General features: G+C 60.5%; 16 protein-coding genes and 1 pseudogene. 11 read left to right on the top strand and 6 right to left on the bottom strand.

The window, feature by feature from the left end; genetic code table 11:
* Nucleotides 1-21: 21 nt before the first annotated feature.
* Together FC75_RS07820 and FC75_RS07815 are read right to left on the bottom strand one after the other, a co-directional pair.
* Nucleotides 22-855 carry an alpha/beta hydrolase gene (locus tag FC75_RS07820; RefSeq protein WP_056989573.1) on the bottom strand — a complete coding sequence of 278 codons (834 nt, stop codon included), beginning with the start codon at nt 853-855 and terminating at the stop codon, nt 22-24.
* Nucleotides 836-1,966 carry a hypothetical protein gene (locus FC75_RS07815; protein WP_056989572.1) on the bottom strand — a complete coding sequence of 377 codons (1,131 nt, stop codon included), beginning with the start codon at nt 1,964-1,966 and terminating at the stop codon, nt 836-838. Before FC75_RS07815 ends, FC75_RS07820 begins: the two co-directional genes overlap by 20 nt.
* Nucleotides 1,967-2,088: 122 nt before the next feature.
* Between FC75_RS07815 and deoC the strand changes: the two genes are divergently transcribed.
* The 4 genes from deoC (at nt 2,089) to FC75_RS13275 (ending at nt 6,411) form a co-directional block, all read left to right on the top strand.
* Nucleotides 2,089-2,757 carry a deoxyribose-phosphate aldolase gene (gene deoC / locus FC75_RS07810; protein WP_056989571.1) on the top strand — a complete coding sequence of 223 codons (669 nt, stop codon included), beginning with the start codon at nt 2,089-2,091 and terminating at the stop codon, nt 2,755-2,757.
* A complete protein-coding gene (locus FC75_RS07805) occupies nt 2,757-3,950 on the top strand; it encodes a phosphopentomutase (protein WP_056989570.1) in 1,194 nt (397 codons plus the stop codon). Before deoC ends, FC75_RS07805 begins: the two co-directional genes overlap by 1 nt.
* A gap of 19 nt (nt 3,951-3,969) precedes the next feature.
* Nucleotides 3,970-4,677 carry a purine-nucleoside phosphorylase gene (gene deoD, locus FC75_RS07800; RefSeq protein WP_054666148.1) on the top strand — a complete coding sequence of 236 codons (708 nt, stop codon included), beginning with the start codon at nt 3,970-3,972 and terminating at the stop codon, nt 4,675-4,677.
* A gap of 204 nt (nt 4,678-4,881) precedes the next feature.
* On the top strand, nt 4,882-6,411 hold the full coding sequence (locus FC75_RS13275) for a C40 family peptidase (protein ID WP_056989569.1): 1,530 nt from the start codon (nt 4,882-4,884) through the stop codon (nt 6,409-6,411).
* 61 nt (nt 6,412-6,472) lie between these two features.
* Here FC75_RS13275 and FC75_RS07790 read toward each other — a convergent pair whose 3' ends face one another.
* The 3 genes from FC75_RS07790 to FC75_RS07780 are packed head-to-tail and all read right to left on the bottom strand — an operon-like array spanning nt 6,473 to nt 10,330.
* The gene (locus FC75_RS07790; RefSeq protein WP_056989568.1) at nt 6,473-7,306 is read right to left on the bottom strand and encodes a sce7725 family protein; all 834 of its coding nucleotides are present in this window, start codon (nt 7,304-7,306) and stop codon (nt 6,473-6,475) included.
* Nucleotides 7,303-7,974 carry a hypothetical protein gene (locus tag FC75_RS07785; protein WP_056989567.1) on the bottom strand — a complete coding sequence of 224 codons (672 nt, stop codon included), beginning with the start codon at nt 7,972-7,974 and terminating at the stop codon, nt 7,303-7,305. The genes FC75_RS07790 and FC75_RS07785 overlap by 4 nt, the downstream gene beginning before the upstream one ends.
* Entirely contained in the window at nt 7,952-10,330 is a 2,379-nt protein-coding gene (locus FC75_RS07780; protein ID WP_056989566.1) for an ATP-dependent DNA helicase, read from the bottom strand. Before FC75_RS07780 ends, FC75_RS07785 begins: the two co-directional genes overlap by 23 nt.
* 168 nt (nt 10,331-10,498) lie before the next feature.
* On the opposite strand from FC75_RS07780, the gene FC75_RS07775 reads away from it, so the two are divergent.
* The 4 genes from FC75_RS07775 to FC75_RS07760 all read left to right on the top strand — a co-directional run bounded on the left by FC75_RS07775 (nt 10,499) and on the right by FC75_RS07760 (nt 13,363).
* Nucleotides 10,499-11,116: a hypothetical protein gene (locus tag FC75_RS07775; protein ID WP_054665950.1), complete on the top strand. Its 618-nt coding sequence runs from the start codon at nt 10,499-10,501 to the stop codon at nt 11,114-11,116.
* Nucleotides 11,117-11,122: 6 nt separating this feature from the next.
* Complete coding sequence (locus FC75_RS07770; RefSeq protein WP_082397856.1) at nt 11,123-11,968, top strand: sulfite exporter TauE/SafE family protein; 846 nt, start codon at nt 11,123-11,125, stop codon at nt 11,966-11,968.
* Nucleotides 11,965-12,333 carry a DUF1634 domain-containing protein gene (locus FC75_RS07765; protein ID WP_056989565.1) on the top strand — a complete coding sequence of 123 codons (369 nt, stop codon included), beginning with the start codon at nt 11,965-11,967 and terminating at the stop codon, nt 12,331-12,333. The genes FC75_RS07770 and FC75_RS07765 overlap by 4 nt, the downstream gene beginning before the upstream one ends.
* A 127-nt stretch (nt 12,334-12,460) precedes the next feature.
* Entirely contained in the window at nt 12,461-13,363 is a 903-nt protein-coding gene (locus tag FC75_RS07760) for a LysR family transcriptional regulator (protein WP_056989564.1), read from the top strand.
* Here the strand turns inward: FC75_RS07760 and FC75_RS07755 are convergent.
* Complete coding sequence (locus tag FC75_RS07755; RefSeq protein ID WP_420843316.1) at nt 13,343-13,825, bottom strand: ribonuclease H family protein; 483 nt, start codon at nt 13,823-13,825, stop codon at nt 13,343-13,345. The two genes, FC75_RS07760 and FC75_RS07755, sit on opposite strands and share 21 nt — an antisense overlap.
* A 61-nt stretch (nt 13,826-13,886) precedes the next feature.
* On the opposite strand from FC75_RS07755, the pseudogene FC75_RS07750 reads away from it, so the two are divergent.
* From FC75_RS07750 to brnQ, 3 genes and pseudogenes are all read left to right on the top strand, one after another.
* Nucleotides 13,887-14,362, top strand: a pseudogene (locus FC75_RS07750) (nucleoside 2-deoxyribosyltransferase).
* Nucleotides 14,363-14,391: 29 nt separating this feature from the next.
* On the top strand, nt 14,392-15,207 hold the full coding sequence (locus tag FC75_RS07745) for a Cof-type HAD-IIB family hydrolase (protein ID WP_054665940.1): 816 nt from the start codon (nt 14,392-14,394) through the stop codon (nt 15,205-15,207).
* A gap of 9 nt (nt 15,208-15,216) precedes the next feature.
* A complete protein-coding gene (brnQ, locus tag FC75_RS07740) occupies nt 15,217-16,560 on the top strand; it encodes a branched-chain amino acid transport system II carrier protein (RefSeq protein ID WP_056989563.1) in 1,344 nt (447 codons plus the stop codon).
* Nucleotides 16,561-16,624 lie beyond the last annotated feature (64 nt).

Here is a 16,624-nt window from a genome sequence, read left to right as displayed (position 1 = left end):
GCGTGAGGCGATGGTGAGGGGTTATGGCCGCAGGGCAGGCCGCTGGTTTTTGATCAGCAGGTCCTGCTTGATCAGGTCAATGGTTTCCTGGTTTTGCGGCAGGTCGCTGTGCTCAGCGTTGTTTCCCGACAAGGTGATCATGGTGTAATGCTTGACCTGATTTTGGAAAATGTACTTGCCGGCGTCCACGGAGGCGAGCGGCACAATGCCGTCCGAGGTGTAACTTTCAGAGCCGGCGACTGAGTACACGGTCAGATTGACTGGCAGACGCTTTTTCATCCGGATCATGTCCGTCAGCATCTGGGTGCGGTTGGCCTGCTTGCTTTCCTCGAGGTTGTAAGGCGACCCCAGGGTGATCATGCGCTGCATGGTGTAGTCGGCTTGATTCATGTACCGCTCCAAAAAAAGCGTCAGTACCAGCCCGCCGTTGCTGTGGCCGATCGCAGAGAAACGGTCGAAGTGGTACTTTTTGGCCATGGCGGTGAAGGCAATGTTGAACCAGCGCGCCTGCCGTTGAATATTGGGGTAGCCGTCCTGGTTGTTGGCGAACGCGACGACGATGTACGGCTGCCGGTCGCGGGCGGCGATGCGGCCGGACTGCTTGAACTTGCCTGACTCGGTCACGGTGATCTTCACGTAGCTGTGACCCGTGGTTTGGCGGTTGAGCGCGGCGACCAGGGCGTTGAAGCGGTTCTGGCTCGCGGAGCTGCCTGGCACCAGGAAAATGGGCCGCATGCGGGAGCGGTGCACGACCCGCGCGTTTTCGACGCTGGTGTGCATCCACCGGTAGGCCGGAAAGCCAATGCCCAGCAGGACGGCAAAAAAGACGATGAGGCTAGCGCACCATTTTCGCATCGGCTTTTGCCTCCTTATTCAGCGCCTTGGCAAACGGATAGTAAATCGCGACACTGACCACCAGACACAGTAGGCTGACCGCAAGCGCCGACCAGCTGCCATTGGTCGCCAAAAAGGCGAAGAGCGGCCCTGGCGTCGTCGGCGGGACCGGGTAAACGACCGGCGGCATCAGGTGCAGCAGCAAGGCCAGGAGGGCAATCCCGCAGCTGGCCAGCGGCGCTAAGAAGAACGGGATCAGCATGCGCAGATCCAGCAGGGCCGGCGTGGAAAGCAGGGTCAACAGCGGCAGGTTGACGCCTGCAGTTAAGAGTTCTGGCACCCGGACGCGCCGGTTGACCAGCGCCAGTGCGATCACCAGCGCCAGCAGCGACCCAGTGCCACCCATGTTGGCAAACGGGGCAAACACGGTGTAGGTCGTGAAGCGGTAAGGAATGGTGTGCAAGCTGGGGTGGGTCAGCGCCGCATTCAAGTTGGCAGCGGCCTCAGGGCTCATCGCAAAATCAGTCAGCGGCGGCAGCAGCTGCGGCAGGCCCAGCCAGGCCAGCGCCAAATTGGCAGGGATGACCAGCAGGTCGGGCAGCGTGAGCCACGACCAGGATAAGTGGTTGGCGGCTACCCGCACGCCGGCGCCCAGCGCCAGCCCGAGCAGGACCAGGCCAATCAGCCAGGCCGCGGCCCAGTGGTCATTTTTGGCCCGGTCAAACAGCCACGCGATCGGCGGCGCCACAATCACGGCCAGCAGCAGCGCGCTGGGCCCGAGATGCGGCCAGCTGAGCGCGCGGGTCGGATCGGCGACGACAAGTGCCATGAACGCGATGACGGCGATCACCGCGAGCGCGTGGTAGCGGTGGCCGAGCTCGGCCGCCATTAAGCCGGCGACCGTCATGGCCAGACTGCCCCACAACACGGTGGTGAGATTAGCCAGTAGCACCGGCAGCCAGCGCGGCCAGCTCAGATGATAGATCTGCGCAAAAAAGCCTTCTCGCGCGACGACACTGAGGTTGACCGCCTGCGTCAGGGCGGCGATCAATAGGACCGGCCGCAGGGTCTTCAAGGCCTCGCGCAGGCTGCGCAAGACGCGAGTGGATTCAATTCTTTCAACCAAGGCCATGGCGCGCCTCCTTTTCCATTGCGCCTACATTATGCGAGGCAATCCCCCTCTTGGCAATTTTAGAAAGCGGTTCTATGGTACTATTTAACTAGTTTGGAACATTTGAGAAGAGGGAGCAAAACATGGAAAAGCCTTTAGCGAAATACATTGATCACACGTTGCTCAAGCCGGACGCCACGCAGGAACAGATCGACACCGTCCTGGCGCAAGCCAAGCAGTACGATTTTGCCAGCGTCTGCATCAATCCCTACTGGGTCCCGCGGGCAGCGGCAACGCTGCGCGGCACGAACGTCAACGTTTGCACCGTCATCGGGTTTCCGCTGGGCGCCAACACGACCTTCATCAAGGTCGACGAGGCCAACCACGCCATTGACGACGGCGCCAAGGAAGTCGACATGGTCATGAACATTGGCGAGCTCAAGGGCGGCCATGACGACCAGGTCAAGGCGGACATTCAGGCAGTAGCTGACGCTGCGCACGCCAAGGGCGCGGTGCTCAAGGTGATCATTGAGGCCGTGCTGCTTTCCGACGACGAAAAAGTGCGGGCCTGCCAGGCCGCTGAGGCTGCCGGGGCCGACTTTGTCAAGACGTCGACCGGTTTTGCCAGCGGTGGGGCCACTGTGCACGATGTGGCGCTGATGCGCAAGACGGTCGGCACGCGGCTTGGCGTCAAAGCCGCCGGCGGGATCCACTCATACGAAGAAGCCAAGGCGCTGATCGAGGCCGGGGCGGACCGGTTGGGCGCCAGCGCCGGCGTCACCATTCTCAAGGAAGCCGGGGTGATCGACTGATGGCAAAGTTTAAACGGGTCATTGGCATCGTCACGGATTCCATCGGGATCGGTGCCGCGCCGGACGCCCAGAAGTTTAACGATGAGGGCGCGGACACGCTGGGCCACATCGGCGAGTTCTTTCATGGCGACTGGGCGCTGCCGAACTGGCAGAAGCTCGGCCTGGGTAACATTCGCGAAGACGCACCGATCCGCGGCGTAGAACCCATCCAAAAGCCCATCGGCTATTATGGCAAGATGTTCGAAATATCTGCCGGTAAGGATAGCATGGACGGACACTGGGAAATGATGGGCCTGCCGGTCACCGAGCCGCTCGGCTTTTTCCCGCAGGGGTTCCCCGAAAAGCTGATTAAGCAGATCGAGGACTTTTCCGGCCGCAAGGTGATCGTGAACCTGCCGTACTCTGGCACCGAGGTCATCAAAAAATACGGCGAGCAGCAGCTCAAAACCGGCGACCTGATCGTTTACACGTCAGGGGATTCGGTGCTGCAGATTGCGGCAAACACGGCGGTGATCCCGCTTAAGGAACTGTACAAGATCTGCGAGTACGCCCGCAGCATCACCACCGACCAGCCATACAAAATCGGTCGGGTCATTGCGCGCCCGTATGTCGGCGACAAGGCGGATAACTTCACGCGCACGTCGGATCGCCATGACTACGCGCTGATGCCTAACGCTCCGACGGACCTCGACCGCCTGCAGGCTGCTCGTGTCCCGACGTATGGTGTCGGCAAGATCAACGATATTTTCTCCGGCCAAGGACTGGATGACGGCATCCACACCGTCTCTAACGAGGATGGGATGAATCAGACCATCAAGCAGGTCGAGTCGGCTCGGGAGGGCTTTATTTTCACGAACCTGGTCGATTTTGACGCGATGTACGGTCACCGCCGCAACGCGCAAGGCGACGGCGATGCGCTGATGGCCTTCGACAAGCAGCTCGGGGAGCTGATGGCGGCGATGCAAGAGGATGACCTGCTGATGATCACGTCCGACCACGGCAACGACCCAACTTTCCGCGGCACCGATCACACGCGCGAATACGTGCCGCTGGTGGTTTACAGCAAGTCGCTGCCAGGCGGCGGTGACTTGGGCATTCGCTCGCCGTTTGCCGACATGGGCGCGACGATCCTGGAGAATTTCGGGGTCGAAGGCACTGGCGTTGGGCACTCGTTTTTGGCAGCGTTGAAGTAGGGTTAAATGGAGGAAGATCATGAGCACACATATTGATGCGCCACAAGATGCGATCGCGGACGTGGTTCTGCTGCCTGGGGACCCGCTGCGGGCAAAGTACATTGCCGAAACTTACCTGGATGACCCGGTGCTGTACAACACTGTTCGCAACGCGTTCGGCTACACCGGCACTTACCAGGGCCGCCGCGTGTCCGTGCAGGCGACTGGCATGGGCATTCCGTCGATTTCGATTTACGCCACTGAGTTGATGAAGGATTACGGGGTCAAGACGCTGATCCGGGTCGGCACGACCGGCGGTTTGGCCCCTCAGGTCAAAGTGCGCGACATCGTGCTGGCGCAAGGCGCGACCACGGACTCATCGATCATTTTGAACACGTTCGGCGCCGGGCTGTACTTCGCCCCGCTGGCCGATTTTGGACTGCTGGAAACGGCTGCTCAGCTGGCGCGTGAGGATGACCTGCGCTGCCACGTGGGCAATGTGCTCGGGGAGGACCGCTTTTACAACGATGAGATGGACCGCCAGAAACTGATCGATTACGGGGTGCTCGCCACCGAAATGGAGACGCCGGCTTTGTACCTGCTGGCGGCCAAGTACCACCGGCGTGCGCTGGCCATTTTGACGGTGTCCAACCACTTGGTCACCGGGGAAGAAACGACGGCCCAAGAGCGTCAGACCAGCTTTGACGACATGATTCGGCTGGCTTTAAAGACCGTTATCCGTTTGTAACATAAATGAAAAATAACGTTGGTGGACAGCCTGGGCCGCTTGATGACGGGGCTGGGCGCTGGTGGCCACGCCGATTTGGACAAAAACGAACGCCTATTCGGTGAAAACCCTGGGGCATGGTGCTAAGCTAAAACTAATCGTTAAGAAATCTTAAAATAGCTTTCGGACTTTTAAATGTGATGTTGAAATTGGAGGCACTTACGTATGGGAAAATCGACTAAGGCAATTGCACTGACCGCTGGTCTCGCGGGGGTTGCAGGACTGGCAGCACTGGTCTCTGCGCCGAGCCAGGTTAGCGCGTCAACTACCGGCACGGTGACTTACCAACAGGGTGCAACGACTGTTTGGAAGACGCCGGCGTTTAACCAGGTCAAGCGTTACGTCTTGTTCAACCAGCGCATTGCAATTCAGGGTTCCAAGGTCGTTAACGGGGCGATTTGGTATCAAATCGGCGCTAACGAATGGATCCCGGCCGTTTACTTGCAAGCCGAAGATGGCCAGACTGCCAACGCCAATGCGGCGGCAGACCAGGCCACCAGTTCCAACTCTGCAAGTGACACGCAGGTTGGCCAGTATAAGCTGACGGTGACCTACGTTGGCGGCGCCACCACGGTATGGGCTTCGACCCACTACCAGACGCCGACCGGCCGTTACTTGGCCACTGGTCAGCAGGTCACGGCGGTTGCCAAGACTACCAGCAATGGGGAGACTTGGTACCGCTTGAGCACCGGCGGTTATGTGCCGGCTCGCTTTGCTTCTGAATCAGGCAGTGTGGTTGCGCCTGCCGCAAGTGCTGCCCCTGCATCTAGCGCTGCTGCACCTGCTGCGAGTGCTGCCGCCCCGGCCGCAAGTTTTTCGACTCCGGCAGCCAGTTCCGCTGCACCGGCGGTATCTGCAGCTCAGCCGGCCGCATCCAGTGCCGCACCAGCAGTTTCTAGTGCCGCACCAGCCGCGTCGAGTGCTGCCCCTGCAGTCACTTCTGCCGCGCCTGTGTCTAGCGCTGCAAAGCCGGCTGTCACAGCTGGCACCTTTACCCTGACCGTTAACTACCCAAGTGTCGTCACAGTTTGGAGTGCACCTAGCTTCACGACTGCTTCCGGCAAGTACCTGAGCAACGGTCAGAAGGTCACCGCCAACGGCAAAGTGAATGCTGACGGCGCGACCTGGTATCAATTGACCTCAGGTGGCTATATTCCTTCTAACGTTGCAACAACTGGCACCGTGGCTGCGCCTTCGACCACGCAAGCGGCCAGTGCAGCAACGACGACCGCCACTAAGCCAGCCGCCACGACCACGGTCAAGGCGACAGCACCGGCCAAGGCCGCAACCACCAGCAAGCCAGCAACCACGACCTCGACGCTCAGCCGCGCTCAGAAGGCCCAGAAGCTGATCGCGACGGCGCGCCTGCAAATTGGCAAGCCTTACCAATGGGGCGCTAAAGGCCCTAACAGCTTTGACTGCTCCGGGTTGGTCTACTACACCTTCAAGAACGCGCTGGGCATCACCCTTGGCGGTTACACCGGCAGTCAGCAGTACAACGGGACGCGGCTCTCCGTTTCCCAGCTGCAGCCTGGCGACTTGGTCTTCTGGGCCACTGCTGGGGTGCCGTATCACGTGGCGCTCTATATTGGCAATAACCAGTACATCCACGCGCCACAACCCGGCCAAACCGTTCAGGTGGGGACGATTTCGGGCTACTTTGCCCCATCGTTTGGCGTTCACGTCGCCTTCTAATTCAACATCGACAAGCAAAAGACGTCCATCTCACTGCGAGACGGACGCCTTTTTTAGCCTGTCAGTCATCTAAGTACTGGCCCATGATGCTGAGAAAATGCCGCAGCTGCAGCTTGCGCAACACGCCGGCACCGGGAAAGTGCTGATCGGTCGCGTACTGGATCATCTCGGTTAACGCAGGCGTGGCCGCATCGGGGTGGTCCTTCAGCCAGGCGGGAAGCGGCGCGGCCGCCTCAAAAAACTTGCCTTGGGGATCGTGAAAGTCCGCATTGTTGACCGAGGTGAAGTGCTGCATCCATAGCTGCTGACCGGATTTAAATAACAGGTGCAGCGACAGCGCGCGCTGGGGATACCCGCGCTCGTCGTAATGCCGCGTTGATAGCGGGTAGTCGGCAAAGCCGGCCCCTGGCAAAGTCGTTTTGGGGTACTGGTAAAACTCGCGCTGGACGAGCCGGTAGTCCTCAGTGCGTTCGCGCGTCGGGGTGTGGTCCTCCAGATAGGCGGCGCTTGGCCGCTGCAGCCGGCGAAACCGGGCCCCGCCGGGCAGTAGGCAGGGCTGATCCGCCCGCAAGGCCACGGCTTGCGCCAGCGTTTCGGCAATGATCAGCGCGCTTGGCTGACCGTCAAAGTAGCGCGCTGGGTGGACCCAAGCGGACAACACGGCGACGTGACTGGGCCTTGCCAGCAGGCCGTAGCGGCCCACCTGCGGGTTTTGCACGATGAACAGCGGGTGCTTTCGGTCGGTGAAAGCTCGGGCCACGGCGGCTAGGGCGGGTAAGTCCTTGACCGGTTCGATGACCGGTAGGATGTGAGGCGAAAGGAAATCCTTGGTGACGGCTTCGCGCAGGGCTAGCAGGTCGTACTGGCGGCCGCGAATCAACGGGTAGTAATTCATGACTGCAGCCTCAATTCTGCAAGCTCGGCCGTCAAGGCGTCCACTTCGGCTTGCAGGGTGGCAACGGCGGTGTCTTCAACCTCGCCCATGACGCGGTCGTACAAGTTGGCCTCCGGGTCGTACACGCGGTACTGATCCGAGCGGCGCTTCACCTCGGCCAGCAGCTGCTCATCGGAAAAGTGGGCCAGGCCTTTTTCGACTTGCTTGGCCTTTTGCACCTCGCGGTTGAGACTGGCGATGAAGCGTTCCAGCAGCTGAGATTCCGGCACCTGCAAAGCCTGGCGCCGCGGCGGGCGACTGATGGTCAGCTGGCCGGGGACGGTGATGGGCACCGTGGCCGCTTGGATGGCGGCCGGGGCAAAGGGCTGGTAGGTCATCACGCCGATGCCGGCAGGAATCTCGCCAGCCACCTGTTGGTACAAGGGGAGTGGCAGCACAAAGTAGTTGTAGTCGCCGATGAAACTCAGCTTGGCGCTGCTGTGAAAGTCGCTTTTGGTCACCTTCAGCTCAAAGCAGCGCCAGGTCAAGGGAGCGCCAGGCTGCATGACCAGCGTGTCGACAATGCCGCGGTCGTCTGGCATGGTGACTTCCTCGACCGCCACCGCGCCTTGGTCCTCCCAGTAGGCGTACAGCGTTTTTTCCAAATCAAGCGTCAGGGGTGTTTTCACGATGAGCCTCCCAAAAATCGGTCAGTTGCGCGGCCATGTCGTCGAGGTCGGTGGCGACGGTGGCGTGGGTCCAGTGTGGCGGGAACAGGGGCGCGTACCGCGGTCCGGCAAAGCGGCTGTCGGCCAGTAGCACAACGCCGACGTCCTTGGCACCGCGGATGACGCGCCCGCCGGCCTGCAGTACGTTGTTGAAGCCGGGCAGCTGGTAGGCGTAGGCGAACCCGTCCTGGCCTTGGGCGTCGAAGTAGGCGCGCAGGCGGTCGGTTTCCGCGTTCAGCCCGGGCAGGCCGACCGTGACAATGGCAACGCCAATGAGCTTTGCCCCGCCCAGGTCGATGCCTTCGCTAAAAATGCCGCCGAGCACGGCGAACCCGACCACCGGCCGGGGGTCATCGCGAAAGCGCGCCAAAAAGGCCGTGCGCTCGGCGCCGGTCATGGAGCCGGCCTGCACCACCGTGGCGAGGTCGGGGTTGGCGGCCTTGAAGGCCTCAGCGACGGTGGTGAGGTAGCTGTGTGAGGGCAGAAAGACTAGGTAATGGCCGGCCTTGGTGCTCACCATCATGGTCAGGCTGGCGATCAGCGCCGGTAGACTGGACTCACGGTTGCGGTATGTCGGCGTGATAAACTGGGTGACCAGCACCTTGAGATTCTCCTGGGGAAACGGTGACGGCAGGCGGTAGGCCAGCGACTGGTCGCGACCGCCGAGAATGTCCTGGTAGTACGGCAGCGGCGAAAGGGTCGCCGAAAACAGCACGGCGCCGCGGCCCTTGGCCAAGCAGTCCGAGATGAACTGACTGGGATCCAGGCACAGTTCCTTGAGGTGGATGGCCCCGGCCGCGTTTTCGATTTCGGTTTCGTAGGCGTCGTTGTAGTAATCGGCGATGCGCAGGTAGCTGGTGGCGCTGAAAAATACCGGAAGCACCAAGTCGACAACGTCTTGACTGCGCGTGTCGGGGTCCTGGCCGAGCCAGTCGTGCACGGCGCTGGTGAATCCGGTTAGCTGGGCGATGAAGTCATCGAGCTGGGGTTTTTGAAACGTCAGCGGCTGGTCGTCCACCGTTAAGCGCACCGCGTCAAAGGCCGTCAGCACCTTCGACAAGGCACCCTTGACCGGCGGCAGGCCCTTGCCCTTCTTTTTGTCGATGGCGGTCCGCAGCGTCGCAAAGTCAGTGTCCAACAGTTCCGCGCTGTACATTTCGCGCGCCCGGGCGACCAGGTTGTGGGCCTCATCGATCAGGAAAAAGTTGCCGGTGTCCGGCTCGGCAAAGAAGCGCTGGAGAAACACCGCTGGGTCGAAGAGGTAGTTGTAGTCGCAGATGATGACGTCGCAAAACAGGCTGACGTCCAGCGAGAACTCGAAGGGATCCAGCGTGTGCTTTTTGGCGTACTGCTCGATCACCGGCCGCGTGATGGCGTCCTCGTGGCCCAGCAGGTCCTTCAGCGCTGGCTTGAGGCGGTCGTAGTAGCCGAGCATGTAGGGGTTCACGCTGGGGTCGTCGGGTTCGTCGTCAAAGGTGATGGTGTCCTTGGCGGTCAGCGTGATGCTTTTGGCGCGCAAGCCGTGCTGGGTCATCAGCGCCATCGCTTTTTCGGCCACGTGGCGGGTGCTCTGCTTGGCGGTCAGGTAAAAGCTGCGCTGGATCAGGCCTTCGCCCATGGCCTTGAGCACCGGAAACAGTGTGGAAATGGTTTTGCCGGTGCCGGTTGGAGCCTCGACAAACAGGCGGGTCGAGTTGGCAACGGTGCGGTACACGGCCGCGGCCAGTTCGCGCTGGCCCTTGCGGTATTTGGGAAACGGAAACTGCATAGTCTTGATGCTGACGTCGCGGCGCAAGACAATGTCGCTGCGCATTTTCAGCCAGTCGCCAAAATCGGTCAGCAGGTCCTGAAAGTCGTCGGCCAGTTCTTCTGCGGTTTTGACCTCGGTGAAGCGCGTGATGTGATCATTTGTCGTTTGGTAGTAAATCAGATCCAGCTCGACCTCGGGCAAGTCCCGCTCGTCGCAGAGAAAATGGCCGTACACGCGTGCCTGGGCCCAGTAGCGATCCTTGGTGTTTTGGGTGACATCCGTCCAGTCGCGCGCCGAGGTTTTGATCTCCTCGACCACGGTGCGCTTCTTGCTGGTATCCACGCCGTCCGCGCGCCCGTCAATGGTGTAGGCCACGTCGTTGACTTTGACCGTCTGGGCCAGGTAGACCTCTTTTTCGTAGTCCTCGCCATGAGCGGCCTGCAGCCGGCGGTGGATCGAAGCGCCCAGCATGGCGGTGTTGTTGGAATTGGTGGTGACCGGATCTAGGTCGCCGGTGCGCACGGTGAGTTCGACGAGCTCGCGCACGCCAATGCGGTTGTCTGCCATGGTGGCGGCTCCTTTCTTGGCAAAATCTTACCGGCGGGCTTGAGGGTCCACACGCCGGCGTTTCCCTCCAGTATAAAACGGATGTTCGGGCTTGAAAAGGGAGGCCGGCTTGAACCGAGCCGCTTACATAGGATATGATGGCCAAAGAATAAGTAAAGAGGGATAAACATGGAAATCAACGTGAAGGCTTTTCAGGAAGCCATTGAAGCGGGGAACTACGAACAGACCAATTATCCAATCACCGAGGTGGCGGCCACTGCAGGCGTCGAAAAGGCGCTGGCCCCGGTTTTTAGTGATGTGGATCAGGCCCTGGCCGCCGGGAAGCTCATTTCGGCGCAGCTGACCATCGAAGGCGATGAGCCCACCTACGTGCGCATTGAGACTGGTGTCATCAACCTGCCATTTGAGGACAGCAAAAAGGTCACTAATTTTCTGGATGCGGATAAGGACACACCCATCACCCTTAACTTGATCGTGGTTTCGCCGTACGTCAACGCCTCGGGCCTGCGCATCGACGAAATCGCCACGGCAGACGCCTACCTTGCGAATAAGTCCGCCAACATGGCTGCCGTTGCCGCCGAAGTGCACGAAAAGCTGGCGGCCATCAAGACCGCGCGCGAAACGCCGAAGCCAATCGTGAAGGAAGCCCCGGCCAGCCGGGCCAAACCGACGCGCAAAACCAGCACGCGGCGCACGACGGCGAAAAAGGCGACGACGCGCAAGCGCACCACGCGCAAACCCGCGGCCAAAAAGCGCAGCACGACTAGCCGCAAGAAGGAGGACTAGCCCATGGTGGTTCAAGCGCTTCTTTTGGCCGGCGTGGGCCTGATGGCCGGGATCCTGGGCGCCTTGCTGGGGCTGGGCGGCGGCATCATTATCACGCCGGTGCTGACCTTAATGCTCGGGCTGCCGATCCAGTACGCGATCGCCGCCAGCATTGTGGCGGTCATTGCCACTTCCAGCGGCGCCACCATCGCGTACCTCAAGGACGACATGCTCAACCTGCGCGTGGCGATGTTTCTGGAAATCGCCACGACCATCGGCGCCGTGCTCGGCGCGATCCTGACGGGCCTGTTCAACGCGAACATCCTGTACTTCCTGTTCGGGGCGCTGCTGCTGTTCTCGGTTTACAACATGATCCGCAAGATGCTGATGAAGCCGGAAAACATCAAGGCGCCGGTGCCGGACCAGGCGGCCGAAAAGCTCAACCTGAACGGTCAGTACTTCGACAAAAGCACCGGCCAGCGGATCGACTACCAAGTCACCAACGTGCCGGGTGGCTTTGCCATGATGTTCGGCGCCGGGCTGGCGTCGGGGCTGCTCGGTATCGGTTCGGGGGCCTTCAAGGTCCTGGCGATGGACACCATCATGAAAATGCCGCTGAAGCCGTCGACCGCCACGTCAAACCTGATGATGGGGGTCACCGCCGCCGCCAGTGCAACGGTGTACTTTTTCAACGGCTCGCTGCAGCCGCAAATTGCCGCGCCGCTCGCGATTGGAATCCTGATCGGGGCCACGCTGGGTACGCGGCTGATGCAGATCATGCCGACCAAGGTGCTGCGCTGGATCTTCATTCCGGTGATTGGCTACATGGGCCTGCAGATGCTGCTTAAAGGATTCGGGGTGAACATCGGATGAACCAGAAGATCGAAACCGAAACGAAGGACATTGAGCTGATCATTGGCAAGATCTTGCGCATTGGCGTGATCGTGGCCGCGACGGTCATTGTCATTGGCCTAGCGATGTTTTTGATCGAAGGCACCGGCGGTTATCCGGCCGGCGCGCATCCGAGTCGGCCGGCCGCAATTTTGCAAGGCGTCGTGGCGCTAAAGCCGTACGCGGTGCTGATGCTTGGCCTGTTTCTCTTAATCCTGACCCCGGTGCTCCGGGTCGTGGTCTCGATTTACGCCTTCATCAAGGAAAAAGACCGCTTGTACACCTGGATCACGACCGCCGTCCTTGTCATCCTGATTGGCGCCATGATCATCGGGTATCTGGGATAAGCCTTAACGCCTCGCCGTCATGCGAGGCGTTTTTGCGTGCGCGCCAAACTTGACCGCGGCCCAGACAAGCGTATGATTATTCACATAACATCTTTGACTGTGAAAATCTGTCACGTAAGGAGCCGCCATGTCCAACTTCAGTTACCAAGTCTTTCGCGCCGTGGTCACGGAGAAAACCTTCATCCGCGCCGCCGCCGCACTCAACGTCACACCCAGTGCGATCAGCCACAGCGTCTCTCAGCTCGAAACTGCCCTGGGCTTTCCGCTGTTCATTCGCAACCGCACCGGCGTTGAGCTGACACCCGACGGCCAGCAGGTGCTGCCCACGGTGCAGGCCATTTTGAACCTCGAGGACCAGCTGACCCAGATCGCCGACAACATCAATGGCCAAAACACCGGCCGCGTGCGGCTGGGGGCCTTTTCCTCGGTGTCGACCAACTGGCTGCCGCCGGTGATTCGCCAGTTCAAGGCCGAAACGCCGAAGGTCGACGTGTCGGTGATGCAGGGCGGCTTCAATGAAATCGGCGAGCAGGTGCGCACCGGGGCCTTGGACATCGGGTTTTCGCTGCTGCCGGTGGAGTCGTCGCTGGTGGTCGTGCCGCTGCTCAAGGACCCTATTTACTGCATCACGCCGCGCGACTTCACGCCGAAAAACGGGAAGACGATGACCGACGCCGACATGAACAAGCAGACCTTCATCCTGCAACAGGGGGACTACGACCGCGACACCAAGGCGGCCCTGGACCGCTACCAGGTGTCCACGAACTCGCTGAACTACTCGATCGATGACCAGTCAATACTGTCGATGGTCGAGGCGGGGCTGGGCTTTGGGGTGCTGCCACGCCTGGCGCTGCAAAAGCTGACCGGGGACATCAACGTCTGGCCGTTTTCCGAGCCGTTTGCCCGGACACTGTGCCTGGTGACGAATCCGACCACGCAAAAATCACCGTCAGTGGAGCACATGCTGACGGTGATCGCGCAGTTCGTTCAAAAAACCTATCCGGATAACTTAATGCCGGCGGGCCGGTAACTTGTCCATGGCCAGGTTCAGTGCGGCGTCGACCTCGTTGTTGTGCTGATTCGTCGCGTGGCCCTTGACCTTGTGAAAGACCGGCGGCTGGTCAAACCGGTTGACTTGCGCCAGCAATGCCTGCCATAATTCAGCATTGATGACGGGCTTGCCCTTTTTCTGCCAGCCGTTTTGCTGCCACTTAACCCACCAGCGCTCGTTCATGGTGTTGATCACGTAGGCGGAGTCGGAATACACATCGACCTGGTAGCTCGGCTTGGTGATCGCCTTGAGGCCTTCAATGACCGCGGTGATTTCCATATAATTATTGGTGCGGCCATAGTCGGCGCCGGAAAGCATTTTGTGGTGCTCCCCGTAAATCAGCAGCGCGGCCCATGCACTTTTGTCCGTCGGCCGCACCGAGCCGCCCAAGACATTGCCGGTGTTGCGATTGCCCCCGTCTGTGTACAGTTGAATGTTGATGTCTGCCACCTCCAGCAATCATTATACGTGCTGGTGAGCAACAGGCAAGAAGGAGCACCTTTTGAAAAATCCTAAAAGTATTTACTTTGCCGCCGGCTGGTTCACGCCAGCGCAAAAACAAGCTTACGACCAGGCCTTGGCCGCGCTGACCCAAAACCCGACTTTGAACGGCGACCTGTCTTACGTTCCGCTGGATCACCCTTATCAAAAGCTGGACGTGGGCGCGCACCCCGAGTACCTGAAGGACCCGGAGTGGGCCACGGCCACTTATCGAGGGGACCTGCTGGGCATCAAGCAGACCGACCTGCTGGCGGTGATTTATCTGCCCAAGGAGGAAGACGTCGGCTGCGGCGTGGAAATGGGTTACGCCCATGCGCTGGGCAAGCCGGTCGTGCTGGTCATTCCCGATCGCCAATTTGGCGAGCCCATTAACCTGATGGCCTGGGGGCCGCAGACGTGGTGATGCGGCTGAGCGAGATGGCGACTTACGACTTTACCAGCCTGAGTGCGAATTTGTATCCCGGCGCCGTGTACTGATCCTGTCGAAGAAAGAAGGAGTAACCCACATGAACCGAAAATTGATTGCCTTAGATTTGGATGGGACGACCCTGAACCAAGACAGCCAGCTGAGCGCTAAAACCATCGCGACGCTGCGGGCAGCGCGGGATGCCGGACACCTGGTGGTGATCACCACCGGCCGGCCGGATTCGATCACCGAGAATTTTTACGATCAGATCGGCCTGACCGGCCCCATGATTAACTTTAACGGCGGCTTGATTCAAAAACCTCACCAGCAGTGGGACCGCGAGCTGCAGGCGACCATTCCGATCAAAACGGCGCTGCAGCTGCTTGATCTGCGCCAGGACTTCGACATTCGCGTGATGGTGGCGGAAGGCAAACAGCTGCTGCGCGCCGACCACGCGTACAGCAACATCCCGTTTCTACCGGACCTGCCGCACCCGGCCCACCTGTTTGACCAGGCCGGCCTGACCCGGGCGCCGATCTCAGTCACCTTGTTTGTGGACGGTGACCTGCTGCAGCCGCTGACTACCGCGGTTCATGACCGCTTTCCGCAGCTGGTTGCCAAGACTTGGGGCGCGTGGAGCGGTGAACATACCGCGCTTGAGATCACGACCGCGCACGCGTCCAAGTCCCGTGCCGTGGCCTATGTGGCCGGCGCGTACGGCATCGCGCAACCGGACATTCTCGCGTTTGGGGACGACCTCAATGACCTCGACATGATCGAGTACGCCGGGGTGGGCGTGGCCATGCAAAATGCGCGACCGGCCGTTCTGAACGCAGCGAATGCGGTGACCCCCGCGGACAACGCCCATGACGGGGTCGCACGGTTTTTGCAGGCGTATTTGCACCTTGCCGCTTAAGGAGGAGCCATGACCTCACATCAACTGACGAAACGGGAACAGCTGGTCATCGGGTCGATGCTGTTCGGCCTTTTTTTTGGTGCCGGTAATCTGATTTTTCCGGTGTTTGTGGGCCAGCAGGCCGGCAGCCGCCTGGGCCCGGCGCTGCTGGGGTTTTTGCTGTCCGGGGTGGGCCTGCCGCTGTTGGGCGTCGCCGCCATCGGCATCACCAAAACGGCTGGCGTGTTTGAACTCGCCAAGCAGGTGAACCGCCACTACGCATTTTGGTTCACCCTGGTGCTTTACGTCTGCATCGGCCCGGCGTTTGCGCTGCCGCGTCTGGCCCCGATTTCGTACGAGATCGGGCTGGCGAAAGCGGTGGGGAGCCAGCACGCAACGCTGGGGATGCTTGTTTACTCGGTGCTGTTTTTCGGCATTGCCTGGTGGTTTGCGCGCCGGCCCAGTAAAATCATGGATTACGTCGGCAAAATCCTGACGCCGGCGTTTCTGATCGTGCTGGGCGTGCTGCTGGTCGCCGTGGTCGTGCACCCGCTGGGGTCAGGCGGCGCGCCGGCCGGCGTTTACGGCAGCCAGCCGCTGTTGACCGGCTTCACCGCCGGGTATTCCACGATGGACGCGCTGGCGGCCCTGGCGTTTGGCATTATTGTGGTCGATGCCCTCAAGGACCTTGGAGTGACCAAACCGACGGCAATCGCCGGCAACACGATCAAGGCTGGCGCGCTGGCTGTGGTGATGATGGGAGTTTTGTACGCCCTGCTGGCGCTGCTTGGGCGCAATTCCCTAGGGGTGTTTGCCCGCGCCAGCAACGGCGGCCCGATTCTGGCCAATGTTGCGCGGGCGTACTTTGGTCCGGTCGGGTCGATGCTGCTGGCAGCAATTGTGATCCTGGCGTGCCTGAAAACGGCGATCGGTCTGATCTCCGCGTTCGGCGATGCGCTGCACGAGCTGTTTCCCAAAGTGTCGTACTTTGCGCTGATCACCCTGGCCGCGGGGGCCTCACTGCTGTTTGCCAACTTTGGGCTCGACGCCATTCTCGCCGTTGCCACGCCGGTCATGTACTTCCTGTACCCGCTGGCGATCACGCTGATCCTGCTCAGCCTGCTGACGCCGTGGCTGGGGCACGCGCACGGCCTGTTCGGCACCGTGACCCTGTTCACCCTGGTGCCGGCGCTGCTGGATGGGCTCAACGCACTGCCAGCCGGGCTGCACCACGGCTGGATCGCCCGGCTTTTAGCGCTGGGTCATTACCTGCCTGGGTTTGCTTACGGTTTGGGCTGGGTCGTGCCGGCACTTTTGGGCTTAGTTGTCGGCACCGGTTTGGAACACGTTTTGCGGCATCAAAAAAGCGCCTGATCAGAGGCTGAAGTGCCCTACAATTGTTAGACAAAGTGTCTAATGATTGTGGGGCTTTTTTTGA

The sequence above is a fragment of the Lacticaseibacillus camelliae DSM 22697 = JCM 13995 genome, assembly GCF_001436615.1.
Lineage (GTDB): Bacteria > Bacillota > Bacilli > Lactobacillales > Lactobacillaceae > Lacticaseibacillus > Lacticaseibacillus camelliae.
This window is presented reverse-complemented; position numbering and strand designations above follow the sequence as displayed.

Excerpts from the sequence above, each read along its gene's own strand:
- FC75_RS07820 (WP_056989573.1), bottom strand. The coding sequence starts at position 855 with ATGCGAAAATGGTGCGCTAGCCTCATCGTCTTTTTTGCCGTCCTGCTG.
- FC75_RS07815 (WP_056989572.1), bottom strand. The coding sequence starts at position 1,966 with ATGGCCTTGGTTGAAAGAATTGAATCCACTCGCGTCTTGCGCAGCCTG.
- deoC (WP_056989571.1), top strand. The coding sequence starts at position 2,089 with ATGGAAAAGCCTTTAGCGAAATACATTGATCACACGTTGCTCAAGCCG.
- FC75_RS07805 (WP_056989570.1), top strand. The coding sequence starts at position 2,757 with ATGGCAAAGTTTAAACGGGTCATTGGCATCGTCACGGATTCCATCGGG.
- deoD (WP_054666148.1), top strand. The coding sequence starts at position 3,970 with ATGAGCACACATATTGATGCGCCACAAGATGCGATCGCGGACGTGGTT.
- FC75_RS13275 (WP_056989569.1), top strand. The coding sequence starts at position 4,882 with ATGGGAAAATCGACTAAGGCAATTGCACTGACCGCTGGTCTCGCGGGG.
- FC75_RS07790 (WP_056989568.1), bottom strand. The coding sequence starts at position 7,306 with ATGAATTACTACCCGTTGATTCGCGGCCGCCAGTACGACCTGCTAGCC.
- FC75_RS07780 (WP_056989566.1), bottom strand. The coding sequence starts at position 10,330 with ATGGCAGACAACCGCATTGGCGTGCGCGAGCTCGTCGAACTCACCGTG.
- FC75_RS07775 (WP_054665950.1), top strand. The coding sequence starts at position 10,499 with ATGGAAATCAACGTGAAGGCTTTTCAGGAAGCCATTGAAGCGGGGAAC.
- FC75_RS07765 (WP_056989565.1), top strand. The coding sequence starts at position 11,965 with ATGAACCAGAAGATCGAAACCGAAACGAAGGACATTGAGCTGATCATT.
- FC75_RS07760 (WP_056989564.1), top strand. The coding sequence starts at position 12,461 with ATGTCCAACTTCAGTTACCAAGTCTTTCGCGCCGTGGTCACGGAGAAA.
- FC75_RS07745 (WP_054665940.1), top strand. The coding sequence starts at position 14,392 with ATGAACCGAAAATTGATTGCCTTAGATTTGGATGGGACGACCCTGAAC.
- brnQ (WP_056989563.1), top strand. The coding sequence starts at position 15,217 with ATGACCTCACATCAACTGACGAAACGGGAACAGCTGGTCATCGGGTCG.